At 51.1% G+C, this 25,863-nt stretch carries 24 protein-coding genes; 13 read left to right on the plus strand and 11 right to left on the minus strand.

The window, feature by feature from the left end; all coding sequences use genetic code 11:
- Window positions 1-3: 3 nt before the first annotated feature.
- On the minus strand, window positions 4-1,545 hold the full coding sequence (gene ppx, locus OH773_RS05435; protein WP_270143726.1) for an exopolyphosphatase: 1,542 nt from the start codon (window positions 1,543-1,545) through the stop codon (window positions 4-6).
- 3 nt (window positions 1,546-1,548) lie between these two features.
- On the minus strand, window positions 1,549-3,609 hold the full coding sequence (gene ppk1, locus OH773_RS05440; protein WP_270143729.1) for a polyphosphate kinase 1: 2,061 nt from the start codon (window positions 3,607-3,609) through the stop codon (window positions 1,549-1,551).
- Between the two features lie 191 nt (window positions 3,610-3,800).
- Between ppk1 and OH773_RS05445 the strand changes: the two genes are divergently transcribed.
- Complete coding sequence (locus OH773_RS05445; RefSeq protein ID WP_270143731.1) at window positions 3,801-5,462, plus strand: hypothetical protein; 1,662 nt, start codon at window positions 3,801-3,803, stop codon at window positions 5,460-5,462.
- 72 nt (window positions 5,463-5,534) lie between these two features.
- On the opposite strand, the gene bglB is transcribed toward OH773_RS05445, so the two are convergent.
- The gene (gene bglB, locus OH773_RS05450; protein ID WP_270143733.1) at window positions 5,535-6,641 is read right to left on the minus strand and encodes a beta-galactosidase BglB; all 1,107 of its coding nucleotides are present in this window, start codon (window positions 6,639-6,641) and stop codon (window positions 5,535-5,537) included.
- Window positions 6,642-7,053: 412 nt separating this feature from the next.
- Between bglB and OH773_RS05455 the strand changes: the two genes are divergently transcribed.
- Together OH773_RS05455 and OH773_RS05460 are read left to right on the plus strand one after the other, a co-directional pair.
- Window positions 7,054-8,409, plus strand: a complete 1,356-nt coding sequence (locus tag OH773_RS05455) for a glycoside hydrolase family 28 protein (protein ID WP_270143736.1) — start codon at window positions 7,054-7,056, stop codon at window positions 8,407-8,409.
- On the plus strand, window positions 8,402-8,665 hold the full coding sequence (locus tag OH773_RS05460) for a SemiSWEET family sugar transporter (RefSeq protein ID WP_183270172.1): 264 nt from the start codon (window positions 8,402-8,404) through the stop codon (window positions 8,663-8,665). The genes OH773_RS05455 and OH773_RS05460 overlap by 8 nt, the downstream gene beginning before the upstream one ends.
- Before the next feature lie 30 nt (window positions 8,666-8,695).
- On the opposite strand, the gene purN is transcribed toward OH773_RS05460, so the two are convergent.
- Together purN and purM are read right to left on the minus strand one after the other, a co-directional pair.
- Window positions 8,696-9,337: a phosphoribosylglycinamide formyltransferase gene (gene purN, locus OH773_RS05465; protein ID WP_270143738.1), complete on the minus strand. Its 642-nt coding sequence runs from the start codon at window positions 9,335-9,337 to the stop codon at window positions 8,696-8,698.
- Window positions 9,337-10,374, minus strand: a complete 1,038-nt coding sequence (gene purM, locus OH773_RS05470; RefSeq protein WP_270143740.1) for a phosphoribosylformylglycinamidine cyclo-ligase — start codon at window positions 10,372-10,374, stop codon at window positions 9,337-9,339. Before purM ends, purN begins: the two co-directional genes overlap by 1 nt.
- A 225-nt stretch (window positions 10,375-10,599) precedes the next feature.
- Between purM and upp the strand changes: the two genes are divergently transcribed.
- The 3 genes from upp to OH773_RS05485 all read left to right on the plus strand — a co-directional run bounded on the left by upp (window position 10,600) and on the right by OH773_RS05485 (window position 13,400).
- On the plus strand, window positions 10,600-11,226 hold the full coding sequence (gene upp / locus OH773_RS05475) for a uracil phosphoribosyltransferase (protein WP_270143742.1): 627 nt from the start codon (window positions 10,600-10,602) through the stop codon (window positions 11,224-11,226).
- A gap of 86 nt (window positions 11,227-11,312) precedes the next feature.
- Entirely contained in the window at window positions 11,313-12,599 is a 1,287-nt protein-coding gene (uraA, locus tag OH773_RS05480; RefSeq protein ID WP_270143744.1) for a uracil permease, read from the plus strand.
- 99 nt (window positions 12,600-12,698) lie between these two features.
- Entirely contained in the window at window positions 12,699-13,400 is a 702-nt protein-coding gene (locus OH773_RS05485; RefSeq protein WP_221200562.1) for a DnaA inactivator Hda, read from the plus strand.
- Between the two features lie 136 nt (window positions 13,401-13,536).
- On the opposite strand, the gene arsC is transcribed toward OH773_RS05485, so the two are convergent.
- Together arsC and bepA are read right to left on the minus strand one after the other, a co-directional pair.
- Complete coding sequence (arsC, locus tag OH773_RS05490) at window positions 13,537-13,893, minus strand: arsenate reductase (glutaredoxin) (RefSeq protein ID WP_270143745.1); 357 nt, start codon at window positions 13,891-13,893, stop codon at window positions 13,537-13,539.
- A gap of 11 nt (window positions 13,894-13,904) precedes the next feature.
- Entirely contained in the window at window positions 13,905-15,368 is a 1,464-nt protein-coding gene (bepA, locus tag OH773_RS05495) for a beta-barrel assembly-enhancing protease (RefSeq protein ID WP_270143746.1), read from the minus strand.
- Window positions 15,369-15,579: 211 nt separating this feature from the next.
- Here bepA and OH773_RS05500 point away from each other — a divergent pair, with 211 nt between their 5' ends.
- On the plus strand, window positions 15,580-16,650 hold the full coding sequence (locus tag OH773_RS05500) for an AI-2E family transporter (protein ID WP_270143747.1): 1,071 nt from the start codon (window positions 15,580-15,582) through the stop codon (window positions 16,648-16,650).
- A gap of 53 nt (window positions 16,651-16,703) precedes the next feature.
- Here OH773_RS05500 and bcp read toward each other — a convergent pair whose 3' ends face one another.
- Both bcp and OH773_RS05510 read right to left on the minus strand, forming a co-directional pair.
- Window positions 16,704-17,174: a thioredoxin-dependent thiol peroxidase gene (bcp, locus tag OH773_RS05505; protein WP_064544511.1), complete on the minus strand. Its 471-nt coding sequence runs from the start codon at window positions 17,172-17,174 to the stop codon at window positions 16,704-16,706.
- Between the two features lie 14 nt (window positions 17,175-17,188).
- On the minus strand, window positions 17,189-17,746 hold the full coding sequence (locus OH773_RS05510) for a glycine cleavage system transcriptional repressor (RefSeq protein WP_221200557.1): 558 nt from the start codon (window positions 17,744-17,746) through the stop codon (window positions 17,189-17,191).
- 145 nt (window positions 17,747-17,891) lie between these two features.
- Here OH773_RS05510 and dapA point away from each other — a divergent pair, with 145 nt between their 5' ends.
- The 6 genes from dapA to ypfH all read left to right on the plus strand — a co-directional run bounded on the left by dapA (window position 17,892) and on the right by ypfH (window position 24,463).
- On the plus strand, window positions 17,892-18,770 hold the full coding sequence (gene dapA, locus OH773_RS05515; RefSeq protein WP_183270163.1) for a 4-hydroxy-tetrahydrodipicolinate synthase: 879 nt from the start codon (window positions 17,892-17,894) through the stop codon (window positions 18,768-18,770).
- A 16-nt stretch (window positions 18,771-18,786) separates the two neighbouring features.
- Entirely contained in the window at window positions 18,787-19,821 is a 1,035-nt protein-coding gene (bamC, locus tag OH773_RS05520; protein ID WP_270143752.1) for an outer membrane protein assembly factor BamC, read from the plus strand.
- 107 nt (window positions 19,822-19,928) lie between these two features.
- Window positions 19,929-20,642, plus strand: a complete 714-nt coding sequence (gene purC, locus OH773_RS05525) for a phosphoribosylaminoimidazolesuccinocarboxamide synthase (RefSeq protein WP_270143755.1) — start codon at window positions 19,929-19,931, stop codon at window positions 20,640-20,642.
- A gap of 132 nt (window positions 20,643-20,774) precedes the next feature.
- Window positions 20,775-21,650: a KPN_02809 family neutral zinc metallopeptidase gene (ypfJ, locus tag OH773_RS05530; protein ID WP_270143757.1), complete on the plus strand. Its 876-nt coding sequence runs from the start codon at window positions 20,775-20,777 to the stop codon at window positions 21,648-21,650.
- Window positions 21,651-21,674: 24 nt separating this feature from the next.
- Window positions 21,675-23,690 carry a tRNA(Met) cytidine acetyltransferase TmcA gene (locus tag OH773_RS05535; protein WP_270143759.1) on the plus strand — a complete coding sequence of 672 codons (2,016 nt, stop codon included), beginning with the start codon at window positions 21,675-21,677 and terminating at the stop codon, window positions 23,688-23,690.
- Window positions 23,691-23,764: 74 nt separating this feature from the next.
- Entirely contained in the window at window positions 23,765-24,463 is a 699-nt protein-coding gene (gene ypfH, locus OH773_RS05540; RefSeq protein WP_183270158.1) for an esterase, read from the plus strand.
- 52 nt (window positions 24,464-24,515) lie between these two features.
- On the opposite strand, the gene OH773_RS05545 is transcribed toward ypfH, so the two are convergent.
- Window positions 24,516-24,707 (minus strand): YpfN family protein, encoded by a 192-nt coding sequence (locus OH773_RS05545; RefSeq protein WP_183270157.1) that lies wholly within the window; start codon window positions 24,705-24,707, stop codon window positions 24,516-24,518.
- A gap of 28 nt (window positions 24,708-24,735) precedes the next feature.
- Complete coding sequence (gene dapE, locus OH773_RS05550) at window positions 24,736-25,863, minus strand: succinyl-diaminopimelate desuccinylase (RefSeq protein WP_270143762.1); 1,128 nt, start codon at window positions 25,861-25,863, stop codon at window positions 24,736-24,738.

The raw sequence follows: 25,863 nt of genomic DNA on the forward strand, positions 1-25,863 counted from the left end.
CTGTCAGGCCGCCACGTCCGGGCCGGCCTCCTCTTCAATAGATAGCCGCCATCCTGAGGTATTTTCCCAGTATTGCTGTTCACGCTCCAAATCAAGCAGCACCAGCGTGTTCTGACTAAACCAGTCGTATGGGAAACGCAGCGTCCAGTGGTTTTCATCTGTTTCCAGCACCAGCGTCGGCGGCGTGGTGGTTGCCTGGCGCTGGTTATTCAGCAAGACGCCCAGACGCAGGATCTGAATTAAGGGCAAGAACTGCTTTTTCTTAAACAGGGTAAAACGTGGCAGATCGTCAATCTTTATCGCTTTGCGGTGATAGCGCACCAGAGAAGCAATCAACATCTGCTGTTCCTGATTAAAGCCCGGCAGGTTGCTGTGTTGTAGAATATAAGCCGAGTGGCGATGTAGCCCACTGTGATTAATATTCAGCCCCACTTCGTGAAGCATCGCCGACCATTTCAGCAGCGCGGCCATCTGTGGATTAGCCTGTTTTGGGTTTTGAATCTCCCATTGCTGATAAATATGCTCGGTGGTGGTTAATACACGTTTAGCCTGATCGCTATCGATATGGTACTGGTCAGCGAGACTTTGCGCGGTGCGAATACGAATATCCTGATGGCGGAAACGACCTTCCATTTCATACAGCACGCCTTCGCGTAATGCTCCATCTGACAGGCGCAGTTCGCGAATCGCCAGAGAGTCAAACACACCGCAGAGAATGGCGAGGCCAGGCACAAATACGGCTTTACGCTCTTCGGATAAACCCGGCAGGCTCATTGAATTGAAATTTTTAAATTTCAGAACTTCATCGCGCAGTTTTTCCAGGCGCTCAGGGGTAATAATCCCATCTTTATCGCCCATATTGACCAGCACTTCATGCGCGGCTTTGATGGTACCAGACGCGCCCATCGCCACATTCCAGCCTTGCAAACGATACTGCCAGGAAAGATTCTCCAGCTTTTGCACTGCAGCAAGGCGCGCGCGTTTGAAATTTTCTGGCGTGATAATCCCTTGAGGGAAAAAGTTTTGCGCGAAGCTCACACAGCCCATGCGGCGGCTTTCAACCAGCATGGGTTCGAAATCTTCGCCAATCACGAGCTCGGTTGATCCACCACCAATATCAATAACCAGCTTGCGGCCTTTTTCAGGTTGGGTATGTTCCACCCCCATGAATATCAGGCGCGCTTCTTCGTTGCCGGAAATGATTTCGATCGGATAGGGGATAACGCGCTCGGCACGTTTAAGGAACTCTTCGGCGTTTACCGCCTGGCGCAAACTGTGCGTCCCGACGATACAAACATTGTCCGCAGAAAACCCCTGAAGGCGCTCAGCAAATAACGCCAGGCATGACAGCCCACGTTCCATCGCTTCTTCGCTTAACTCGTTATCTGCATTCAGACCATCAGCCAGATGGACGCGTTGTTTCAAGCGCCCGATGATTTGCATTGCGCCGTCAACCACACGGGCAATCACCATATGGAAGCTGTTTGAGCCGAGATCGACCGCAGCGAACTCCTGCGGGCGAGGGGCATGTTTTTTTATCGGCATAGGTTATTCAGGTTGTTCCAGAGATTTAATGTAATCGTAAATCGCCAGTTGGGAGCGTACCTTGCGGCGGTTACCGCGTGGAACATAGCGATTACTGAGTTCTTTGTCGACATAGCGCGCTTTCACGGTATCGCTGAACAGTATCTCAATAATATCCAGCACCCGCTGTTTCAGGCGCGGATCGAGAATAGCGACAGCCACTTCGATGCGGTAATCAATGTTACGTGTCATCCAGTCAGCGGAGGAGAGATAGACTTTCTTATCGCCGCCGTTTTCAAAGATATACACGCGATCGTGTTCCAGAAAACGGTCAACGATGCTGATCACACGGATGTTATCGCTGATGCCATCCAGATTAGGGATAAGCGAACACATGCCGCGCACCAGTAAATTAACTTTCACCCCTGAGCTTGAAGCCGCATACAGGCGATCTACCAGCCCTTTATCGACCAGGTTATTCAGTTTCAGTGTAATGCCAGACGGTTCGCCGTTTTGCGCATTCGCAATCTCTTTATCGACCAAATCATAAAGCAGACGACGCGAGTTTTGTGGCGAAACCATCAGATGCTCGAACGTGACCGGACGATACGGGTTTTCGATAAAGTTAAATACCCGACGCACTTCATTGGTGATGCGCGCATCCGCGGTGAGCAGCGAATAGTCGGTATAAAGACGCGCGGTTTTCTCGTTAAAGTTGCCGGTGCCAATGTGAGCGTAACGCACCACTTCGTCACCTTCTTTACGGGAAACCAGGAAGAGTTTGGCGTGAATTTTAAGGCCTGGTGCGGAGAAAATAACGTGTACGCCCGCTTCAGTCAGGCGCTTTGCCCAGTGAATATTCGCTTCTTCATCAAAACGTGCCTGCAATTCAACCACAACGGTGACTTTCTTCCCGTTATGCGCAGCATGAATCATCGATTCGATAATGCGCGAGTCTTTCGCCACGCGATAAATATTGATTTTAATTGCCAGTACGCTTGGGTCGAACGAGGCCTGGCGCAGCAATTCCAGCACGTGCTCAAAGGTGTGGTACGGATAGTAAAGCAGTACGTCACGGTTACGGATTGCATCAAAACCGTTGCGGAATTTATCGAACCAAATATGGCGCAGTCGCGGCAACGGTTTATTGACCAGATTGGCTTTGCCAACATTTGGGAAGCTAATGAAATCTTTGAAGTTATGGTAACGGCCGCCAGGCACGATGGAATCGTAATTCGTGATCGTCAGCTTATTACGCAGCATTTCGACCATCGCATCAGGCATATCTCGTTGATAAACAAAACGCACCGGCTCTGCGGTTAAGCGCTGTTTCAGGCTCGAAGACATCAATTCCAGCAGACTGGATTCCATTTCGGTCACCAGGTCGTACTCGGCATCGCGCGTCATTTTCATCGAATAGGCGTTCAGTGCGTCGTAATCGAAGAAGCCTTTGAAAATGTCGTCCAGGCAATAGCGCAGAATGTTATCCAGCAGGATCATCGGCTTGCGGCGGCGCGGCGCTTCAGGGGGTAAATTCACAAAGCGCGGCACTTTATCGGACGGGATTTCCAGCAGCGCGTAACGAATATCGCTGCCCTGAATAATTTCTACCGCCAGATAGGTGTAATCATCTTTGAGGAACTGCACCAAATCGGTGTCGTGGTTAATCAAAATAGGTGTGATGTGCTGGCGTAGATAATGTTTGAAATAGTGGCGTAGCCAGTTTTGCTGATTGGGGGAAAGCTGGCGTTCGTTGATCAAGAAGATCTGATTACGCGCCATTTCCAACAGCAGATCGTTATACAACCCATCAAATTCTTGATCAGCCTTCAGAACTCGCGCCTGAATTTTATTGAGTAAATGGCGCGAGTTGGGAGCCGTACCTTGTTCTTCACTGATCAGGATCCGCCGTTTAAGTTCAGCGAATCGGACCTTGTAAAATTCATCAAGGTTATTCGAATAGATGCCGAGAAAACGCATTCTCTCGATCAGCGGATTAATTTTGTCCGCTGCTTCCTGGAGTACACGTTCGTTAAAAGACAACCAGCTCAGTTCTTTTTCGATATACAGCTTATCCTGACCCATTAGCCCTCACACTCCGTTTTCGTAGACGTAAAAATTCCGTCACGTCTGACATTATGGCGAGCTTTGACGTGGAATGTCCAACAATGGCCGTAAACCAACTACTTTCTCACTTTCAGCACTGTGAGACGCAAGACAGTAGCGCCGCCATTTTTTAATTAAAATGGCGTTTTATAAAGTGGTAGGGGCTGGGGATGTGGGAAACACGGGCGCTTGAACTGAACAACCAGGAGCTATGGAACTGGCATCAAGCCTGCCAGTTTGTTGATTATGCGTGTGCGCATAACTTTAATACTGTGGTGATCGGGCAAACCGATTTACTGGGCAAGCTTGTTACCCCGGCGGGCTACACTCCGGCGCAACACAATGACCGTATCTCCGTGCATCAACGTGGTTGCTGCGTTTACCTGAATCGCTTAGCGCAGTACTGCAAGGCACGTGGCTTGCGTTTCTATCTTCAGGCTAAAGAGATTGGTTTTCCCGCTGATTTACTCCTGCAACAACCCCAGTTATTTGATGGCCACGGCGGTCTGCGTTTTGATGCTGATTTCTGGAGCCAGTATCTGGCAGATAAACTGGCGCTGATCTGTAAGCAGATTCCCGCGATAGATGGTCTGCTGCTGGCGATTTCAAATACTGACAGCCTGGTACCAATCGCGGCGCCAGACTGGAAAGCGAACGTGGCGCAGCAAAAAAAATCGGCCAGTACGGCACTTTACCGTTGCTGTTTTAATGCCGCCGCCCAGGTCATGAAACGCCACCATAAACAACTGGTATTGCGTCTTTTCCCCGCCAGTATCGACGGAGTTGAGCCGGTTCTCGACGCTATCGCTGGTTTGCCCGCCGATGTGGCGGTGTCGATAAAACTCACACCGGAACGCTTCTGGCCCGAATTTCCTAATAATCCGGCATTGCTGGCAATATCAGACCGTGAAGTCTGGGTGGAAGTTGACGCTGCTGGGGAAGAAGTGTGTTGGGGAAACCTGCCGTTTATCCGTGCGGATGAAATTCAGGGGCGATTACTGTGGTGCCAGGCCAGCAACCCGACTATCAAAGGTGTGTTATGCAAAGCAAGCTGGGAAGGTATTGATAATCACAGTGTGATCGGTACCTTAAGTGAGTTTAACCTCTTTTGTTGTGCAAGGTTTCTCGAGTCAGACGCCCCATCAGAAAGTACATCGCAACTGCTAAAACGTTGGTTAATGGAGTGCTGGCAATGGCAAGCGGATGAACAACAGCTTCAGAGTCTGAAGGTGTTGTTTGAACAGGCGCATCAGGTGATTTACAGCGCCATTTACGCTCGTCACCATGTTTTTCATCGTCACAGTCTGTTACCTGAAAGCTACGGTCAGGTGGTCTGGAGTTTGTATGGTCAGCTTAACCGCAACCACTGGTTGCCCGGCTCAGCAGATGACATCGTCTTTGACAATCAGGATGCCGCAGCGACATCCCGGAAACTCTCCTTGATCGCGGCAGAGAAAGATTTAGCGTGGCAAGGGGCTGAAAATATCCAGCGTCAGGCATTTGAATTTGCACAAAATGCCGACTTCCCTCCGGCATTAGCTCAACGCTGGCAGACTGAATGGCAAGGGCTGTTTTTATATTGCCGGGCGTTTATTCATGCCCAAAAAGCCTTTTTTACGCTGCACTATGCTCGCGAAGTTGAGAATAACTGGAGTCTGCGTGAAGTATGCCAGGCCAATATTCAGGCACTCTATGGAACGGCACATGAAATGGAGGATTTTTGCGGTAAATGGAGCGATATCCCTCCCGCCATGCATGTCATGTTTGATGCCGGACGAGCCAGAGCGCTTGCCGGAAGTTTAAGCAAAGAGCTAGCGAAACTGACAGGCTAGTGGGGAAAAAAGCGGATAAAAAAGGTGGATACAGCAAAAGCTTTATCCACCTGATAGCTAAACAATTAATGGCTAGATGTGTAAACGCAGTGACTCAACCAGGCAGAGGATCGCCATCGCTTGACCGTAAGGCATTGAGGTCAGAGGAATGTTTCGATAGTGGTCCAGATCGTGCCCCATCGCCGTACCAAACGAAACTTGCGTCAGTTCCCCTTGCGGCGTGATGTGGTTGATTACCCCCTCGGTTGCACGTTGTGCCACTGGTAGCCAATGGCTCTCAAGGTAGCCCAAACGAACGGCCTTGAAGATGCCAGCCGCGAACCCGGCGCTGGCAGAGGCTTCAACATAGCTTTCTGGATCGTTAAGCAGGGTTGGCCACAAACCATTTTCCGCCTGGCATTCGGCAAGTGCTGCAACCTGATTGCGTAACACATTGCACAGTTGGCGATAGAGCGCGTCCTGCGGCGGTAAATCTAACAGCTCCAAAAATTCAGGAATGGCGAGCGTAATCCAGCTGTTCCCACGAGCCCATAGCGCTCCGGCAAAATGGTGACGTCCATCAAAGTTCCAGCCGTGATACCACAGCCCCGTTTTAGGCTCAGCCAGGTACTGAATATGCTGAGTAAACTGATACTTCGCTTCCTCAATCCACTCTGGTTTATTGAGTAATTTACCGATGCGAGCCAGTGGAAGCACCGCCATCATCAGCGTGTCGTCCCAGATTTGCTGGTGATGGTCGTTTTCATAAGTGACATGCTGGAAACAGCCTTCATCGGTACGTGGCAGTTGATGCTGGAGCCAGCGCCCCCAGGTTTCCAGGTAGGGGAGCCATTGTGGATTTGGCTGCTCCTCATAACACAATGCCAATGTCAGGAAAGGGCAGGCGGTATTGACGTTCTTAACCGGCGTGCCTTCGGCAAAACGATCGCTAAACCAGAGGTCGATAATCTCTTTGGCTCGTTCAGAACCACTGACCTGATAGTAGCGATATAACCCAAACAGACCGATTCCGTGAGTCCATTCCCAACCTGCCCACCCTTTGGTATCAACAATCCGGCCATCACTGAGGCGTTGTAAAAAACGCCCATCAGCGTCTTTGATGTCGACCAGTCCACCAATCAGGCTATCAATGAGCTCGGTAGTGTGTTCACGGGTTGGTGATAGCGGTGTATTTGTCATGGTCTGTTCCTTAAACAGAAGTTGAGGCAGGAGTCATTTTTGACTTCCCTTCCTGCTGAAGCGGTACTTTTGTCAGGCATAACGTTACGAAGTGAGGGCAACATTCTCCACGACCCCTGCAGGGGTTTTGTCTGGTAATGCGAAGGATGCGAGGAAATACCGAACGAATGTTCACTGTTCCACGCCGTTGGGGTGACATAGAGGCGTAGAGGGGCAATAAAGTGTGACTTACATCACTAATGAAAAAGTGCCCCTCAAACCTACTGTGAAGCCGATCACCTTTATAGCCTGCGCAAAACGTATTTTGCGAGCGAGACTGCATTTCTGTCCGTCAGGCAGGCTTAACCCATAGAGCGCAGAAATGGTGCGTGGTGAGATATCAGGATCTTTTACATTGAGTGATGAGAGAACCATGAAACTGACTCTGACCCCACAATGGGCGAGTAATGACGATAAAAATCAAGATACGCTTCGCTTCCAACAGGCGCTGGATACACTGGCACAGCAAGGTGGGGGGACGCTGGAAGTTGAGAGTGGCTGCTACAAACTGGGCGGGTTAACACTGCATTCGAATATCACACTTTATTTGCAGGCAGGCGCGGAATTGGTGGTTAGTGATGATTATCGTCATTTCCAGCAGGCCACGACTCAAAGTACAGCAGAGTGTTCCAACTGGGCTTTTCTGTACGCAATTGGCGCGCACAATATTACGGTTTGTGGTGCCGGAAAAATTAACGGCAATGCGGAGGGGTGGTTTGCACCGCATGCTGATGAAATGGGGTATCGGCAGCCTGCCAAACACCGTCCACGCATGATTGTTTTCGAAGATTGCACTAAGGTCCAACTGCAAGATTTTACCATTGAGAATGCCCCGATGTGGACCATTCACCTCGTTGCGTGCCAGCAGGTAAAAGTGAGTGGCATTACCGTGGATAACGACCTGTCGATGGCGAATACGGATGCGCTGGACATCGACAGCTGCCAGCAGGTGCATATCAGCAACAGCCACTTCAGTGCAGCCGATGACACCATTTGCCTCAAGACCAGCCGTAAACCCGCGCCGTTGCAACGTGCAACACGGCAGGTTGTCGTGAGTAATTGCACGCTTCGCTCTAAGAGCTGCGCGTTGAAAATTGGTACAGAAACATGGGAAGACATCGAAGATATTTGCGTAACCAACTGCGTCATCTATGAGTCAAACCGGGCGATAGGGCTTGTTTCCCGAGATGGCGGACGTTTGCGTCGCATGATTTTCAGCAACATTACCTTTAGCTGCGAGATGGCTCACGCCTGTCATTGGGGCAAAGCCGACCCTGTTTATCTTTCAGTGCGCGCCCGTGACCCGGAAATCCTTCCAGGTGAAATCGAATTTATTCAGTTTCGCGGCCTTTCAGGAGTAAGTGATGGGGCCATTAATATGCATAGCGAATTACCCGGACAAGTCAGACATATCGTTCTTGAGGGCCTACAACTCACGCAAAGAGTCAGCACCTCACCTGAACAAGGGTTATATGACATTCGCCCACCTTGTAATCCGCTCTCACCAACCGGAATGGGGCTGGACAACGCCTGGTGCCTGAATCCGCAAACGCAACGAGCTTTCGGCGTGGAAGCGTATCCTGGCGGTTTGCCTGGTCTGTATGCCAACGGCGTTAAAGATTTGGCGCTGCGGAATGTAGAAATTTATCGTCCACGACCGTTGCCAGCAGGCTGGAATGAGCGGGAGTGCGTGTTAATCCATTGCGATGGAGTCAAACAAGATGATTGATTTAGCCTGGCTTGGGCCTGTTGCCGCGTGCTGCACTACGGGGTCATTTGCGCTACAGGTGCTGCATATCCTGAAGAATCGCGATACTAAAGCGATATCCCTGAGCATGTATCTGGTGTTTGTTTTCGGCGTGCTCTGTTGGTTGCTATATGGAATGAGTAACGGGGATGTTCCCCTGATGATAGCAAATGGTATTACGCTTGTGTTGGCAGCGACAGTGCTGCTGATGAAAGTGGTGAACGAACGAGCGCGATAAACGGTGGCGGGGAACCGCCACTGTATTGTTCTACTCTTCTGCGGCATAACCTTGAACTGGTAACGCTTTGCCATCAAGCCAGGCGCTATTTTCACGCATCTCCAGACGCCCTTCGATAAACCAGGACACTACCAGAGGATAAATTGCATGCTCCTGGTGCTGTACACGAGCAGTGATGTCGTCTTCATCGTCACCGTCAAAAACCGGGACTTTGGCCTGAAGAATCACCGGCCCACCATCGAGTTCTTCGGTAACAAAATGCACCGATGTCCCGTGGACTTCATCACCGTTCTCCAGCACCTGACGATGGGTATTCAGGCCGGGATATTTAGGCAATAAAGAAGGGTGGATGTTGATCAGACGGCCAGTGTAATGCGTGACAAATTCAGGGCTAAGAATCCGCATGTAACCGGCGAGCACCACCAAATCCGGTGCGTAAGCGTCGATCTCAAGCATTAGTTCACGATCAAACGCTGCACGGTCGGCGAACTGGCTGGCGGTTAACGCGTGGGCAGGGATCTCTGCCTCACGCGCACGCTCAAGACCATAAGCATCGGTTTTATTACTGAATACAGCGGCTACGGTGCCGTTAATCTTTTTAAGCTTGCAGGCATCAATAATCGCCTGCAAATTGCTTCCGTTGCCGGAAATTAGCACCACAATGCGTTTCATTACTCAATAACCACGCGCTCAGAGGAATCGGAAGCTTTGATACTACCGATTTTCCAGGCGTTTTCACCTTTTGCATTCAAAAACTCGACCGCTTTATCCGCTTCGGCTTCAGGTAACGCAATCAGCATACCGACGCCGCAGTTAAAGGTACGGTACATTTCGTGACGGCTGATATTCCCGGCTTGTTGCAGCCAGTTGAATACCGCAGGCCACTGCCATGAGGATTCGGTAATGACGGCTTGAGTGTTATCAGGCAGAACACGCGGGATGTTTTCCCAGAAACCGCCGCCGGTCAGGTGGCAGATAGCATGCACGTCAACTTCGGCAATCAACTCAAGCAATGGTTTTACGTAAATGCGCGTCGGTTCCAGCAGGTGATCGGCCAGCGGTTTGCCTTCCAGTTCGGTGGTCAGCGGGTCAGTACCACTGACTTCCAGTACTTTACGTACCAGAGAGTAACCGTTGGAGTGCGGGCCACTGGATGCCAGCGCAATTAGCACGTCGCCGTCGGTCACTTTAGAACCGTCAATAATCTCGGATTTCTCGACTACGCCCACGCAGAAGCCCGCCACGTCGTAATCTTCGCCGTGGTACATGCCAGGCATTTCAGCGGTTTCGCCGCCAACTAATGAACAACCCGATTGCAGACAACCTTCGGCAATACCAGTGATAACGCTGGCAGCAGTTTCGACGTCAAGTTTGCCCGTTGCATAGTAATCAAGGAAAAACAGCGGCTCAGCACCCTGAACAACCAGGTCGTTGACACACATAGCAACCAGGTCGATGCCGATGGTGTCGTGGCGTTTTAAGTCCATAGCCAGACGCAACTTAGTACCCACACCGTCGGTGCCGGAAACCAGCACAGGCTCACGATACTTCTGAGGTAACGCACACAGCGCACCGAAACCGCCTAATCCACCCATGACTTCCGGGCGGCGGGTTTTTTTCACTACGCCTTTGATTTTATCGACCAGAGCGTTACCAGCATCAATATCAACACCGGCATCTTTATAGCTGAGAGAAGTTTTGTCGGTCACTGCTAAGTCCCCGCGGATGGGTTAGAAATAAAAAACGCCGCAATTCTAACAGTGCAGGCAAACGTTTGCGAGCCTCTTATTCAGCGGGATGTAATAATTGTTGATATATACTGATTCCAGTCTCGTTGATCCTGATCAATCCCAATACCTGTAGCACTGCCACGAAAAAGCGGTATAATCCGGCGATTTTTTTTATGGTGGCCAACTATCTCGGGGAGAAAGAGTATGAAGATCGTGGAAGTCAAACACCCACTCGTCAAACACAAGCTAGGCCTGATGCGTGAGAACGACATTAGCACCAAACGCTTTCGTGAACTCGCCTCAGAAGTTGGCAGCTTGCTGACTTACGAAGCAACGGCGGATCTGGAAACTGAGACAGTCACTATCGAAGGCTGGAACGGCCCGGTAGAAGTTGATCAGATTAAAGGTAAGAAGATTACCGTTGTGCCAATTTTGCGCGCCGGTCTGGGTATGATGGAAGGCGTGCTGGAAAACGTTCCAAGTGCACGTATCAGCGTTGTGGGTATTTACCGTAACGAAGAAACTCTGGAGCCAGTTCCTTATTTCCAGAAACTGGTTTCTAACATTGAAGAACGTATGGCGCTGGTGGTTGACCCAATGCTGGCAACTGGCGGTTCAATGATTGCAACTATCGACCTGCTGAAGAATGCAGGCTGTACTAGCATCAAAGTACTGGTTCTGGTGGCTGCACCAGAAGGTATCGCAGCGCTGGAAAAAGCGCACCCGGATGTAGAACTGTTCACCGCTTCTATCGATCAGGGCTTAAACGAGCACGGATACATTATTCCTGGCCTCGGCGATGCTGGCGATAAGATTTTTGGTACGAAATAAGTGATTCACTAAAAAATAGCCGACTTTGAGAGTCGGCTTTTTTTTGACTACAACACAACAACAACAGACAGACAAAGGAAACGACTATGACACGCCGTGCTATCGGGGTAAGTGAAAGACCGCCGCTTTTGCAGACCATCCCGCTTAGTTTGCAACATCTGTTCGCTATGTTTGGTGCCACCGTTCTGGTGCCAATCTTGTTCCACATTAATCCGGCGACGGTGCTGCTATTTAACGGAATCGGGACGCTGCTGTATCTCTTTATCTGTAAAGGTAAAATCCCGGCTTATCTGGGTTCAAGCTTTGCCTTTATTTCGCCAGTATTGCTGCTTTTACCACTGGGTTATGAAGTGGCGTTGGGCGGTTTTATCATGTGTGGCGTGTTGTTCTGTATCGTCGCGCTGATTGTGAAAAAAGCCGGTACCGGTTGGCTGGATGTGATGTTCCCTCCAGCAGCAATGGGTGCGATTGTGGCGGTCATCGGTCTGGAGCTCGCGGGCGTGGCGGCGAATATGGCGGGTTTATTACCAGCAGATGGCGCATCACCCGATTCAAAGACCATCATCATCTCGCTGGTTACACTTGCGGTAACGATTTTCGGTTCTGTTTTGTTCCGTGGCTTCCTGGCGATTATCCCGATTCTTATCGGTGTGCTGGCGGGTTATGCGCTCTCCTTTGCCATGGGCGTGGTTGATGTGACGCCAATTGCACAAGCACACTGGTTCGCTTTGCCAACCTTCTATACCCCGCGTTTTGAGTGGTTCGCTATCTTCACCATTCTGCCTGCGGCGCTGGTCGTTATCGCTGAGCATGTGGGTCACCTGGTTGTTACGGCGAATATTGTGAAGAAAGATTTGATTCGCGATCCTGGCCTGCATCGTTCGATGTTTGCGAACGGCATTTCGACTATTTTCTCTGGTTTCTTCGGCTCTACACCGAACACCACTTACGGCGAGAACATCGGCGTAATGGCGATTACCCGCGTTTATTCTACCTGGGTTATTGGCGGTGCTGCGATTCTGGCAATACTGCTTTCTTGTGTCGGCAAACTGGCAGCGGCAATCCAAATCATCCCAGTTCCGGTTATCGGCGGTGTTTCTTTGCTGCTATACGGCGTGATTGGCGCATCCGGTATTCGCGTGTTGATCGAGTCAAAAGTCGATTACAACAAAACGCAAAACCTGATCCTGACATCCGTGATCCTGATCATCGGCGTGAGTGGCGCGAAAGTGCACATTGGCGCAGCTGAACTGAAAGGGATGGCGCTGGCGACTATCGTCGGTGTTGGCTTGAGCTTAATCTTCAAATTGATCAGTATCCTGCGCCCGGAAGAAGTGGTGCTGGATGCTGAAGAAAGCGATGTAAAACCGTAGTTTTACCTCAAACCGGGCGGTATGTTCGCCCGGTTCTACTGATCTTCATTTCTGTGATAAACTCTCTGCGTTTTTCTGCCTGTTATGGTTGAGGTAATTCTGAATACGCCGGCACAGCTATCACTGCCACTCTATTTGCCTGACGATGAAACTTTTGCAAGTTTCTGGCCGGGTGATAACCCTTCTTTACTTGCTGCACTCCAGTCTGTGCTCCGTCAGGATCACAGCGGCTATATCTATTTTTGGTCGCGAGAAGGAGGAGGGCGCAGCCACTTGCTGCATGCCGCCTGTGCGGAACTGTCGCAACGAGGCGAAGCTGTTGGCTACGTGCCTCTTGATAAACGTACCTGGTTTGTTCCGGAAGTGCTCGACGGTATGGAGCAGCTTTCGCTGGTGTGTATCGACAATATCGAGTGCGTAGCGGGTGATGAGTTGTGGGAGATGGCGATTTTTAATCTCTATAACCGCATTCTGGAATCAGGAAAAACGCGCCTGTTAATTACGGGTGACAGGCCTCCGCGCCAGCTTAATCTGCAATTACCCGATCTTGCATCGCGCCTTGATTGGGGGCAAATCTACAAGCTACAACCGCTTTCCGATGACGATAAACTTCAGGCTTTGCAACTGCGCTCACGACTGCGTGGGTTTGAGCTGCCGGAAGACGTGGGGCGTTTTCTGCTCAAACGTTTGGATAGAGAAATGCGCACGTTGTTTATGACGCTCGATCAGCTTGATCTGGCCTCTATTACCGCGCAGCGTAAGCTGACGATCCCGTTTGTGAAAGAGATTCTCGGGCTTTAAAACCACCCTCACCCCGGCCCTCTCCCTGAGGGAGAGGGAGAAAACCGTTAATCCCCTCTCCTGAGCGTGAAGGCTAAAACCGGACAGTCCCCTCTCCTGGGGGAGAGGGTTAGGGTGAGGGAGCTAAATCGCAAAGTTACAAAATTTCCAGCACTGACTCCGGCGGGCGGCCAATTCTCGCCTGCCCATTCGCCAGAACAATCGGGCGTTCAATCAGTTTTGGATTATCGACCATTGCCTGAATCAATTGCTCTTCGCTGAACATGGCATCCGCCAGATTTAACTCCTTGTACAAATCCTCTTTCTGACGCATCAGTTCGCGTGCGCTGGAAAAACCTAACTTTTCCAGCAAAGATTTCAGCGTGTCAGCATCTGGCGGAGTCTCCAGGTACAAAACCACTTCTGGCTCTACGCCATTTGCTTTTAGCAGGCTTAACGTTTCACGGCTCTTTGAGCAGCGCGGATTATGATAAATAGAAACGGCAGTCGACATCGTAACTCCTGTTACATCTTAGAATACTGAAGGTAGCGTCTTTGTAATTCGCGGAACTGATCGATTCTCGCGTCATAACGAGCTTGTTGCAAACTACCCAACTTAACCTGAGAGCTGGCACCGCTGAGCAGAGTAATCGCTTGATCAAGTCTTCCCACAAGCGCCATAACCTCAGCACGTGCGGCGAGTTCTTGATCGCGATGGCCCAATGCGGCTTCGGCCTGTGCTAACAAATCCCAGGCGTTGCTGTCATCGGGATGGGCAAAAGTATAGCGGTTCAGGATCTCTGCGGCCTGATTGGGCTGCCCTGCCTGCACATAAGCATTGGCAAGGTTCAGCTGCAACACCGGGTTTTGTTTCAAGTCAGGCGCGTTTTTCAGGCGATTAATCGCATCAGCGGTTCTTTTCTGCCCAAGGTCAATATCAGTCGCTAAATCGAGATACCACGCATTACCAGGCTGTGCGGCGAGCAGTGGTTGTAATAGCTTGCGCGCCTCATCCCATTTATCTGTCCCCATCGCCTGAAGCGCACGGCCATAAGCTGCGGCATGCTGTTCACGGATGTTGCCCTTTGACCAGCTATCCAATAAATCACTGGTCAGCTGATTACGACCTGAGTTGTACATCCCCAGCGTACGGGCCTTTGCCATGTAAAAATCTTCAGAAGATTGCACCACGACTGGCCGCATTTGGTTGGCACGGTTACGTGCATCCGACAAACGGCTTTCTGGTAATGGGTGGGTAAGGAGAATCTCTGGTGGGCGCGAAGAATAACGAGACTGGTCGAGCAGTTTCTCAAGGAAGGTTGGCATTGCTTGCGGATCAAAGCCCGAGCGCTGCAACACTTGAATACCGATGCGGTCAGCTTCCTGCTCGTTCTGCTGTGTAAAGCTGATCATGCCTTGCTGCGTCCCAGCAAGCGTACCGCTGAGTGCCGCCATACCCGCTTGTGGGCTGGCCATCGCCAGTAAAATTGAGCCTAACGCACCAACCCAGGTCAGAGGGGCGTTCTTTTTCTGATCCTCCATCGCACGCGCAAGGTGGCGCTGCGTGACGTGAGAGATTTCGTGTGCCATCACCGATGCGAGCTGGCTTTCGTTGTCAGCATAACGGAACAACGCGGAGTGCAACACGACATTGCCGCCAAAGAAGGCGAAGGCGTTAATTTCGTCGTTGTTAATCAGAAAGAAGTGAAAGGGTGTCTTAACGGAATCGGCATGACTCACCAGACGCATACCGAGCTTGTTAATGTATTGCACCAGCAAAGGATCATTGATTAATGGGGCGCTGCCTCGCAGTTGACGAACATAGTAATCGCCCATCTGCAATTCCTGACCGATTGACAGCGTGCTTGCTGCGGACGTTCCCATATCTGGCAGTTGATCGGTCACATCAGCAAACGCTGGTGTAGCCGGACCCGCAAGCAAAGCTGCCATCAATGTTGCAACCAGTGGTTTTTTCAACTGCCTGAGCATACATCCAGTCCTGTTTAATCAAAGTTAATCTTCGACAAGTATTACCTGATTTTGTTCGCTAACAACGATGAACTGTAACCTGGCGTAGAGCTAAGAACTATCTTATCTGCGCCAATTTTAAACCGCTATTGAACGGCATTAAAAAGCGAAGTCTTTATTGTGACATTTAGATACAATCCCTCCTCGCATAAAGCTGTCAGGGAAGGGATGTATGCTCGAGATGTTGTTGCAGTGGTATCGACGACGGTTTAGCGACCCGGAAGCCATCGCGCTGCTGGTTATTCTGGTTGCCGGATTTGTCATTCTGTTCTTCTTCCACGGGCTGTTAGCGCCTCTGTTAGTGGCGATAGTGCTGGCTTATTTACTGGAGTGGCCAACGGCGCGACTTCAGCGTTTGGGATGTTCGCGTACCTGGGCGTCAACGATGGTGCTGGTGTTGTTTGTCGGCATTTTATTGTTGATGGTATTAGTGGTGGCTCCTGTCGCCTGGCAGCAGGGGATTTACCTGATTCGCGACATGCCGGGGATGCTGAATAAACTCTCTGATTATGCCGCAACGCTGCCAAGACGTTACCCGGCACTGGTTGATGCTGGCATTATTGATGCCATCGCCGAGAATATGCGCGGGCGGATGGTGGGCATGGGCGATCAGGTGGTGAAGTATTCGCTCGCCTCGTTAGTGGGTCTTTTAACGCTGGCTATTTACCTGATTTTAGTCCCCCTGATGGTGTTCTTCCTGGTCAAAGATAAGGAGCAGATGTTGAATGCTGTGCGCCGCGTGCTACCCCGAAATCGTGGTCTTGCGGGGCAGGTGTGGCTCGAGATGAATCAGCAAATTACTAATTACATCCGTGGCAAAGTGTTGGAAATGCTGGTCGTGGGTGTAGCGACATATATCGGTTTTGTGATTTTTGGCCTGAACTACTCGCTGCTGTTAGCGGTGTTGGTCGGACTCTCAGTGCTTATTCCGTACATTGGCGCGTTTGTGGTCACCATTCCGGTGGTGTGCGTTGCGTTATTCCAGTTTGGCATTGGTCCGGAATTTTGGACGCTGTTTGCCGTCTACTTAATTATCCAGGCGCTGGATGGCAACCTGCTGGTTCCGGTGCTATTTTCCGAGGCGGTTAACCTGCATCCGTTAGTCATTATCCTGTCGGTGGTGATTTTTGGCGGGCTGTGGGGATTCTGGGGCGTGTTCTTTGCCATCCCGCTTGCCACGCTGATTAAAGCGGTGGTGCATGCCTGGCCGGATACTCTGCTAATAGACGACAAGCCGAATTAGAGACAGCAAAAAGCCGACATGATGTCGGCTTTTTTAATATTGTTAATGCTTAATTAAGCGTTTTCTTTCAGCCAGTTAACCACAATGTCGTGATGGTTGCTGGTTTTGAAATCATCAAACACTTTCTCGACTTTCCCTTCACCATCTAGCAGGAAGCTAATGCGGTGGATGCCATCGTAAGTTTTACCCATAAACGATTTCTCGCCCCATACCCCGAATTGTTCACAGACCTGATGGTCTTCATCAGAAAGCAGGGTGAAGTTAAGTAACTCTTTTTCGGCAAAACGTGAAAGTTTCTCCGGTTTGTCGGTGCTAATACCCAGCACTTCCACACCTTTCTTTTTCAACTCATCCATGTTGTCACGCAAACCGCACGCTTGTACGGTACAGCCTGGTGTCATCGCTTTAGGATAGAAATAAACCAGAACGCGCTGTCCCTGGAAGTCGGTTAAATTTATTTGCTCGCCGTCTTGATCGGGCAAGCTAAATTTCGGTGCGATGTCACCGGCTTTCAGTGGGCTCATTACAACTCTCCGTCTTAATCATCTTGCTGTGGATAATTCACAACGTTAATACTGCCCTGTGCTTTGAGTTCTGTACAGAGGGCCTTGAACGCATCTTCGATCCTGCTCGCATCTTCAGAGGCAGGACTGTGCGCCGTAATTTGAATATACAGCTGTGGAGGCTGGCCATCCTGAGCGGGTTGAGTGCGAGAACTCAGTTCGGCAATATTCATATGGTGAACATCAAACAGGTTAGTGAAGCGTTCGATTAAGTGAGGAGAATCGGTCACTTCGACTTGCACCCAGACTGTCGCGGGCATCGCCGGGCGCTCTTGTGCGGCCGTTCGCTTCATGACAATGAGCAAATCCAGCTCAGCCCCCTTTAGAGGCAGGGTCGATTCAATCAGGGTTATCGCATTCCAACTGCCCGACAGCAGCATAATAAACGTGAACTCTTCACCGAGCATAGCAAGGCGACTGTCTTCAATATTACAGCCGCAACTGCTCACATGACGGGTGATGGTATTAACAATACCAGGTCTATCCGCCCCAAGGGCCGTAATGACCAAATAATGGTGTGGTGAGGGAGTCAAACGTATTCTTCCTGTGAATCGGTGAGATATCATAAGGAAAGCATAAAAAAAACTTGCGTACAACCGTGTAGCGTCACCTGGTGACTTGCTTTTGATCCTGCACCAAACGTACCATTGAGACACTTGTAAGCACAGAGGATGGCCAATGTTCACTGGAAGTATTGTCGCGCTTGTGACGCCGATGGATGAGAAAGGTAATGTCTGCCGGTCAAGCCTGAAAAAACTGATTGATTACCATGTTGCCAGCGGGACTTCGGCGATTGTTTCGGTAGGGACTACCGGTGAGTCAGCTACGTTGAGCCATGACGAGCACGGTGATGTGGTACTGATGACGCTGGAACTGGCCGATGGCCGTATTCCGGTTATCGCAGGGACTGGCGCAAATGCCACCTCTGAAGCTATTTCCCTGACTAAGCGTTTTGAAAATAGCGGTGTCGTAGGCTGCCTGACGGTAACACCTTACTACAACCGTCCCACTCAGGAAGGGCTGTTCCAGCACTTTACCGCTATCGCGGGAAGCACCGACCTGCCGCAGATGCTGTACAATGTACCTTCTCGTACCGGTTGTGACATGCTGCCTGAAACCGTAGGCCGCCTGGCGAAAATTAAAAATATTATTGGTATCAAAGAAGCCACCGGGAACTTAACCCGAGTAAACCAGATCAAAGAGCTGGTTGAAGATGACTTCATCCTGGTTAGCGGTGACGATGCGAGTGCGCTGGATTTCATGCAATTGGGTGGCCACGGTGTGATTTCTGTGACGGCAAACGTAGCCGCGCGTGAAATGGCAGAAGTGTGTAAACTGGCCGCCAATGGGCAATTTGCGCAAGCGCGCGTTATTAACGAACGTTTGATGCCGCTGCACAATAAATTATTTGTTGAACCCAACCCTATCCCAGTCAAATGGGCATGTAGGGAGTTGGGACTTGTGGCAACCGATACCTTACGCCTGCCAATGACACCGCTGACTGAAGCCAGTCGTCCGGTGATTATTAGCGCGCTCAAGCATGCCGGTTTGCTGTAAAGTTTAGGGAGATTTGATGGCTTACTCAGTACAGAAGTCGATGGTGGCGAAAGTTGCAGTGGTGACGCTCGCCATGCTGTTGGCAGCATGCAGCACTGACCAGCGTTACAAGCGCCAGGTTAGCGGTGACGAATCCTATCTGGATGCAGCACCCCTCGCGGAAATCCACTCACCAGCGGGGATGATCCTGCCGGTGCAGAATGGTCAATATAATGTTCCGGTCACCAACGGCAGCGGCGCAGTAGGCAAAGAGCTGGATATCCGTCCGCCTGCTCAACCTCTGGCATTGGTCAGTGGTGCGCGTACTCAGTTTACTGGGGATACCGCCACGCTGATGGTCGAAAATTCGCGTAGTTCAACGCTGTGGCCACAAGTTGTCAGTGTGCTTCAGGCAAAAAACTACGGCATTGATAAACGTGATGATGCGAGCCAGACACTGTCCACTGAGTGGGTAGAATGGAATCGTGCTGATGAAGATCAACAGTACCGTGGGCGTTATCAAGTTAGTGTGAAACCGCAGGGCTATCAACAAGCCGTAGTGGTTAAACTGCTGAATCTGGAACAGGCTGGCAAGCCGGTTTCTGACGCTGCATCCTTACAGCGTTATAGCGCAGAAATGCTGAACAGCATCAGTGCAGGCCTGGATAAAACTCAGACCGACCAGCAGAACGCGAAAGACAATCGTGCATCAACGCAACTTGATGTTCAAAGTGCTGCTGACGACACGGGCTTACCAATGCTCGTGGTGCGTGGTCCTTACAACGTTGTCTGGAACCGTTTACCTGCAACGCTTGAGAAAGTCGGCATGAAAGTCACTGACGCTACGCGTTCAACCGGTAGCATGACGGTGACCTACAAACCACTGTCTGATAGCGCATGGCAGGATTTAGGGGCGAAAGACCCGGGTCTGTCCAGTGGCGACTATAAACTGCAAGTGGGCGACCTCGATAACCGCAGCAGCCTGCAGTTCATCGATCCAAAAGGTCACACGCTGACGCAGTCCCAGAACGACGCCCTGGTAGCTGCATTCCAGTCGGCTTTCAGCAAGTAAGTTTTAGAGGCCAGAGCAATCTGGCCTTTTTTCTGCCAGGATACGCAAACGTGTGCGTAGCGGCAGATAGCGGAATTTTTAACTAAATCACACCTGGAGTAAGAAAGATGCAAAAGCAAGCTGAGTTGTATCGTGGCAAAGCGAAGACCGTATACAGCACGGAAAACCCGGATCTGTTGGTGCTCGAATTCCGCAATGATACGTCAGCAGGGGACGGTGCACGCATCGAACAGTTCGACCGCAAAGGCATGGTGAACAATAAGTTTAACCATTTCATTATGGCCAAACTGGAAGAAGCTGGCATTCCTACGCAAATGGAAGCACTGCTCTCCGACAATGAAGTGCTGGTGAAGAAACTCGATATGGTGCCGGTTGAGTGTGTTATCCGCAACCGCGCGGCGGGTTCGTTGGTTAAACGCCTTGGCATCGAAGAAGGCATTGAACTGAATCCACCGCTGTTTGATTTGTTCCTGAAAAATGATGAGATGCATGACCCGATGGTCAATGAATCTTACTGTGAAACTTTTGGCTGGGTGAACAAAGAGAATCTGGCTCGTATGCGTGAGCTGAGCTACAAAGCTAACGATGTGCTGAGCAAGCTGTTTGATGACGCGGGCCTGATCCTTGTCGATTTCAAGCTGGAGTTCGGTTTGTTCAAGGGCGAAGTCGTACTGGGTGATGAGTTTTCCCCTGACGGTAGCCGCCTGTGGGACAAAGCAACGCTCAACAAGATGGACAAAGACCGTTTCCGCCAAAGCCTCGGTGGACTCATTGAAGCCTATGAAGAAGTTGCCCATCGTCTTGGCGTTAAATTAGACTAAATTCTCGCGCAATTCTTTTTAAAGCCGGATGTGTTTACACATTCGGCTTTTTCACATCTTGTTTCTTATGGTAATCCTGCCATTAACCACCTACGATCTACCTATTACAAGTTGTGAATTTTGAGGTTGATTATGCGCTGGCAAGGTCGTCGCGAAAGCGACAATGTAGAAGACAGAAGAAGCAACTCTTCAGGTCCAGGCTTAGGTGGAGGCGGTGGTGGATTCCGTTTACCTGGCGGTAAAGGCGGGATCATCATTCTAATTGTTGTCGTCGTAGCGGGTTATTACGGCGTCGATCTGACTTCAATGCTCACCGGCGAGCCACCCGTTCACCAGCAATCCACTCAGCGATCAATTAGCCCGAATGATGATGAAGCCGCTAAATTTACCTCGGTGATTCTGGCAACGACAGAAGATACCTGGGGGCAGATTTTCCAGAAGATGGGGCGGACATATCAGCAGCCAAAACTGGTGATGTATCGTGGGGCGACACGAACTGGGTGCGGTACCGGTCAGTCTGTCATGGGGCCGTTTTACTGCCCGGCTGACAGCACGGTGTATATCGATCTCTCTTTCTACGATGAAATGAAAAGCAAACTGGGTGCCGAGGGTGATTTCGCTCAGGGTTATGTCATCGCTCATGAAGTGGGACATCACGTGCAGAAGTTATTGGGGATCGAGCCGAAGGTCCGTCAGCTTCAGCAAGGTGCAAGCCAGGCTGAAGGAAATCGTCTATCGGTAAAAATGGAATTACAGGCAGACTGCTTTGCGGGCGTCTGGGGCAACAGCATGCAGAAACAAGAGGTGCTGGATGTCGGGGATTTACAAGAAGCGCTGAATGCTGCTGAAGCGATTGGTGATGATCGTCTGCAACAACAAGGGCAAGGACGTGTAGTGCCTGACAGCTTTACCCACGGGACATCCGAGCAGCGTTACACCTGGTTCAAACGCGGTTTTGATAGCGGTGACCCTGCTCAGTGCAATACCTTTGGTAACACTGTCAAATAACGAGATGTGACAAGGACTAACGCCATGGAACAGCTTAGGCAAGCCACCGCCAGTATGGCCGATGCGGGCATTCGCCGCATGATGATACTGGCCGGTGAGAGTGCGTGGTGCAGCCAGCAGGTCCAGTCTATTGCCCGGCTTTTGCCCGGTGATTGGCTTTGGGTGGGTGCCGCACCCGAATTGCCGCTTCACTGCGCAACCTCAGCGATGCGTACGTTGCTGGGGCGTGAATTTCAGCATGCCGTATTTGACGCAAGAAACGGGCTGGATGCCGAAGCGCTGGCGGCGCTGTCTGGTACACTCAAAGCAGGAAGCTGGCTGGTGCTGCTGGCACCAGCATGGAGCACCTGGCCGCAGCAGCCTGATTCCGACTCGGGGCGCTGGAGTGAGCAGTCTGAAGCTATTCCCACACCTCACTTTATTGCTCATCTGCAACACTGTATTCGCGCTGATAGCGAATGTGTGCTCTGGCAACAGCATCAACCGCTACAACTCCCTGATTTCCCCCAACGCGCGCAATGGCATATGGCTAACGGTGCGCCTTTTGATGAGCAGGCCGCAATTCTTGACGCTCTGCTATCAATGCCAGAAGGGGTTGCAGCAGTCACTGCGCCAAGAGGTCGGGGGAAATCTGCTCTGGCGGGTATGCTGCTGCGCAGGATTACCGGTACGGGGCTAGTGACTGCGCCCGCCAAAGCGGCAACGGATGTGCTCGCAGATCATGCCGGTGATGATTTCAATTTCGTCGCGCCCGATGCACTGCTTACCAACCCTGAGGCATATCGGGCTGATTGGCTAATCATTGATGAAGCGGCTGCTATTCCGGCGCCTCAGTTGCGCAGATTAATCTCCCATTTTCCTCGTGTGTTGCTGACCACCACGGTTCAGGGCTACGAAGGAACCGGAAGGGGGTTTATCCTCAAATTTTGTGCAAGCCTCGACACATTGACGCGCTATACCCTGTCTACGCCAATCCGTTGGGCGAGCAATGATCCTCTGGAAAAGTTAATCGACACGGTGTTGCTGTTTGATGAACCAGACGTCACAGCGGTCGCACAAGGTGTGATTTCCCTTCAGGTCATTGAACGCATTCATGAAGCGCAACCCTCGCCTCAACTACAGCAAATGTATCGCTTGCTGTCAGGTGCGCATTACCGTACTTCGCCGTTGGACTGGCGTCGGATGCTGGATGCACCAGGTCAGCATTTCATTGCCGCTACCTGCGGGGCAGAAACGATTGGTGCCAGCTGGTTGGTGGAAGAGGGCGGGCTTTGTGAAAAACTGAGCCGCGCAGTGTGGGCAGGATTCCGCCGTCCGCGCGGTAATTTAGTGGCACAATCGCTGGCGGCACATGGTGGCAGTCCCTTAGCCGCAACGCTTAAAGGTTTACGCGTCAGCCGCATTGCGGTGCATCCGTTGCGCCAGCGTCAGCAAATCGGTCAGCAAATCATTGCCAGAGTGAAAATTCATGCGCAGCAGACGGCTGATTACCTTTCAGTCAGTTTTGGTTTTACCGACGAACTTTGGCGTTTTTGGGAAAGTTGTGGCTTTGTGCTGGTACGCGTGGGTAGCCATCGTGAGGCCAGCAGCGGGTGCTATACCGCGATGGCGTTATTGCCGCTCACACCGCTTGGGGAAGCGCTCTCTCTTCATGAACAATCTCGATTACAGCGCGATATTGTCTGGCTGCAACCATGGATTGACCAACCCTTGCCTGTTGTAAGCTGTGAAGACGCTAAGCTAAACAGTGATGACTGGCTGGAGCTGGCAGGTTTTGCATTTGGGCATCGCCCGCTGGAAGCCTGTTTAGGTTCCCTGAATCGCTTGCTACTCACCAGCAATCTACCGCTGAATGCGCTGCGCGGACGCGTACAACAGTACCTGAGCGTGGAAACTCTTTGCCAACAGTGGCGCATTTCCGGGCGCAAAGCGCTTCTGAACGTCATGCGCCAGGAAGCCCAGAAGGCACTGGAAAAATGCGATGAGCAGCAGTGCATTGCGCTGAAAAATGCGATTATGCAATTGCAATTTTTCCACTAAGTCGTTCAGTCAAATGGCATGGTCATCATGGGGTGTCAGCGTATAGTTAACGCCAGAAACGTAAGGAGAAAACCATGAAACACGACCACTTTGTTGTTCAGAGTCCCGCAACACCGGCAAAACAACTCTTGTTGTTCTTTCATGGTGTTGGCGATAACCCCGTCGCAATGGGTGAAATTGGTAGCTGGTTTGCGCCACATTTTCCTGATGCGCTGGTGGTCAGCATCGGTGGCCCGGCACCCAGCGGCCCGTATCAAGGTCGGGAGTGGTTTTCCGTTGCTGGCGTGACGGAAGACAATCGCCAGCAGCGAGTCGATGCCATCATGCCAACGTTTATCGACGTGGTGCGTTACTGGCAGAAACACAGCGGTGTCGCGGCTAATGCCACTGCACTGATTGGCTTCTCGCAAGGTGCAATTATGGCGCTTGAAGGTGTGAAAGCTGAGCCGCAGCTAGCCTCGCGCGTGATCGCCTTTAATGGTCGCTACGCAAAGCTTCCAGAAAGCGCATCAACGTCAACGACCATCCATTTGATTCATGGTGATGTTGACGGGGTCATTGACGTGAAGCACGCCTTTGATGCTTCGGAAACGTTAACGCAACTCGGTGGGGATGTGACGCTGGATGTGATTGACGATTTAGGCCATGCCATCGATGACCGCAGCATCAAGATTGCGTTGGACCATCTGCGCTACACCGTGCCAAAGCACTATTTCGATGAAGCACTAAGCGGCGGTAAACCCAACGACAAGGGTATCGTCGAATTTATGTGAGACATAAAATGGCGCATTAAAAAAGCCACTCTCGGGAGTGGCTTTTGCATAATTATGGCTTTTTCTTCGGGAAATCGTCTTCGTCATCCCACTTATGGTTGAAATCACGGTGCGGGGGAAGATCGGGTTTGTTAGCCATATATTTTTTCGGATCGATGCGCTTCAAATCCTTAATCACATTCAGGAAAATACCCAACAGCAGTACCAGTACAATAATCCACCAGTAGTGTGATAGCCATTCCATATGCTTAACCTCTTAGTTCTCGCAGCTGTCAGGCGACAAGCTGCTCCATAATGCGTTGATACATACGTGCAAGAAGTTGCAGGTCTGCGGCGTTAACACACTCATTAATCTTATGAATGGTCGCGTTCACCGGCCCCAATTCCACGACTTGCGCCCCCATGCGAGCGATAAAGCGCCCATCGGACGTGCCACCCGTGGTCAACAGTTGCGGTCTAATTTCATTATAGTGCTCAACAGCATTCACCACCGCATCGACCAGCTTTCCGCGTGAGGTCAGGAACGGTTGGCCTGACAGCCACCAGTCGAGGGTGTAACGCAGTTGATGCTTATCGAGCAGGGCAATCACGCGTTGTTTGATATCGGCGTCGGTCAGTTCGGTGCTGAAACGGAAGTTAAATTGCACATACAAATCGCCAGGAATGACATTGTTGCTGCCCGTTCCTGCCTGAACGTTTGCAATCTGCATACTGGTCGCGGGGAAAAACTCGTTCCCTTTGTCCCACTCAATAGAGACCAGCTCGTTCAGCATCGGCGCTGCGCGATGCACCGGGTTATCGGCCAGATGCGGATAGGCAACGTGGCCCTGCACACCATGCACGGTGAGATTGCAGGTCAACGAACCACGACGACCATTTTTCACCACGTCGCCGACCACTTCAGTACTGGAAGGCTCGCCGACCAGGCAATAATCAAGGCGTTCATTACGTGCCATCAACGTTTCGACCACTTTCACCGTGCCATTTTTGGCACTGGCTTCTTCATCAGAAGTGATAAGAAACGCGAGACGGCCTTTGTGACGCGGGTTCTGTGCAACAAAACGCTCTGCCGCAACCACCATGGCTGCCAGAGAACCTTTCATATCAGCAGCACCACGACCAAACAGCATGCCATCGCGGATAGTGGGTTCAAACGGTGGGTTAATCCAGCGGTCGGCATCGCCTGAAGGCACGACGTCGGTATGGCCAGCAAACGCCAGCGTTTCTCCTTTGCCTCTCCATGCCCAGAAGTTTTGTGTGTCGCCAAAATCCATGTGCTCAATAGTAAAACCAATGGCACGCAGTCGCTCAATCATCAGCGCCTGGCAACCCGCGTCGTCTGGGCTCAGGGAAGGGCGGCGAATAAGCTGTTGCGTCAGCTCAATAACTGGGCAGGACAT

It is taken from the genome of Buttiauxella sp. WJP83, from assembly GCF_027594725.1.
GTDB classification, from domain to species: domain Bacteria; phylum Pseudomonadota; class Gammaproteobacteria; order Enterobacterales; family Enterobacteriaceae; genus Buttiauxella; species Buttiauxella selenatireducens.

Coding starts and splice junctions, on each gene's coding strand:
- ppx (WP_270143726.1), bottom strand. CDS start 1,545: ATGCCGATAAAAAAACATGCCCCTCGCCCGCAGGAGTTCGCTGCGGTC.
- ppk1 (WP_270143729.1), bottom strand. CDS start 3,609: ATGGGTCAGGATAAGCTGTATATCGAAAAAGAACTGAGCTGGTTGTCT.
- OH773_RS05445 (WP_270143731.1), top strand. CDS start 3,801: ATGTGGGAAACACGGGCGCTTGAACTGAACAACCAGGAGCTATGGAAC.
- bglB (WP_270143733.1), bottom strand. CDS start 6,641: ATGACAAATACACCGCTATCACCAACCCGTGAACACACTACCGAGCTC.
- OH773_RS05455 (WP_270143736.1), top strand. CDS start 7,054: ATGAAACTGACTCTGACCCCACAATGGGCGAGTAATGACGATAAAAAT.
- OH773_RS05460 (WP_183270172.1), top strand. CDS start 8,402: ATGATTGATTTAGCCTGGCTTGGGCCTGTTGCCGCGTGCTGCACTACG.
- purN (WP_270143738.1), bottom strand. CDS start 9,337: ATGAAACGCATTGTGGTGCTAATTTCCGGCAACGGAAGCAATTTGCAG.
- upp (WP_270143742.1), top strand. CDS start 10,600: ATGAAGATCGTGGAAGTCAAACACCCACTCGTCAAACACAAGCTAGGC.
- uraA (WP_270143744.1), top strand. CDS start 11,313: ATGACACGCCGTGCTATCGGGGTAAGTGAAAGACCGCCGCTTTTGCAG.
- arsC (WP_270143745.1), bottom strand. CDS start 13,893: ATGTCGACTGCCGTTTCTATTTATCATAATCCGCGCTGCTCAAAGAGC.
- bepA (WP_270143746.1), bottom strand. CDS start 15,368: ATGCTCAGGCAGTTGAAAAAACCACTGGTTGCAACATTGATGGCAGCT.
- OH773_RS05500 (WP_270143747.1), top strand. CDS start 15,580: ATGCTCGAGATGTTGTTGCAGTGGTATCGACGACGGTTTAGCGACCCG.
- bcp (WP_064544511.1), bottom strand. CDS start 17,174: ATGAGCCCACTGAAAGCCGGTGACATCGCACCGAAATTTAGCTTGCCC.
- dapA (WP_183270163.1), top strand. CDS start 17,892: ATGTTCACTGGAAGTATTGTCGCGCTTGTGACGCCGATGGATGAGAAA.
- bamC (WP_270143752.1), top strand. CDS start 18,787: ATGGCTTACTCAGTACAGAAGTCGATGGTGGCGAAAGTTGCAGTGGTG.
- purC (WP_270143755.1), top strand. CDS start 19,929: ATGCAAAAGCAAGCTGAGTTGTATCGTGGCAAAGCGAAGACCGTATAC.
- ypfJ (WP_270143757.1), top strand. CDS start 20,775: ATGCGCTGGCAAGGTCGTCGCGAAAGCGACAATGTAGAAGACAGAAGA.
- OH773_RS05535 (WP_270143759.1), top strand. CDS start 21,675: ATGGAACAGCTTAGGCAAGCCACCGCCAGTATGGCCGATGCGGGCATT.
- ypfH (WP_183270158.1), top strand. CDS start 23,765: ATGAAACACGACCACTTTGTTGTTCAGAGTCCCGCAACACCGGCAAAA.
- OH773_RS05545 (WP_183270157.1), bottom strand. CDS start 24,707: ATGGAATGGCTATCACACTACTGGTGGATTATTGTACTGGTACTGCTG.
- dapE (WP_270143762.1), bottom strand. CDS start 25,863: ATGTCCTGCCCAGTTATTGAGCTGACGCAACAGCTTATTCGCCGCCCT.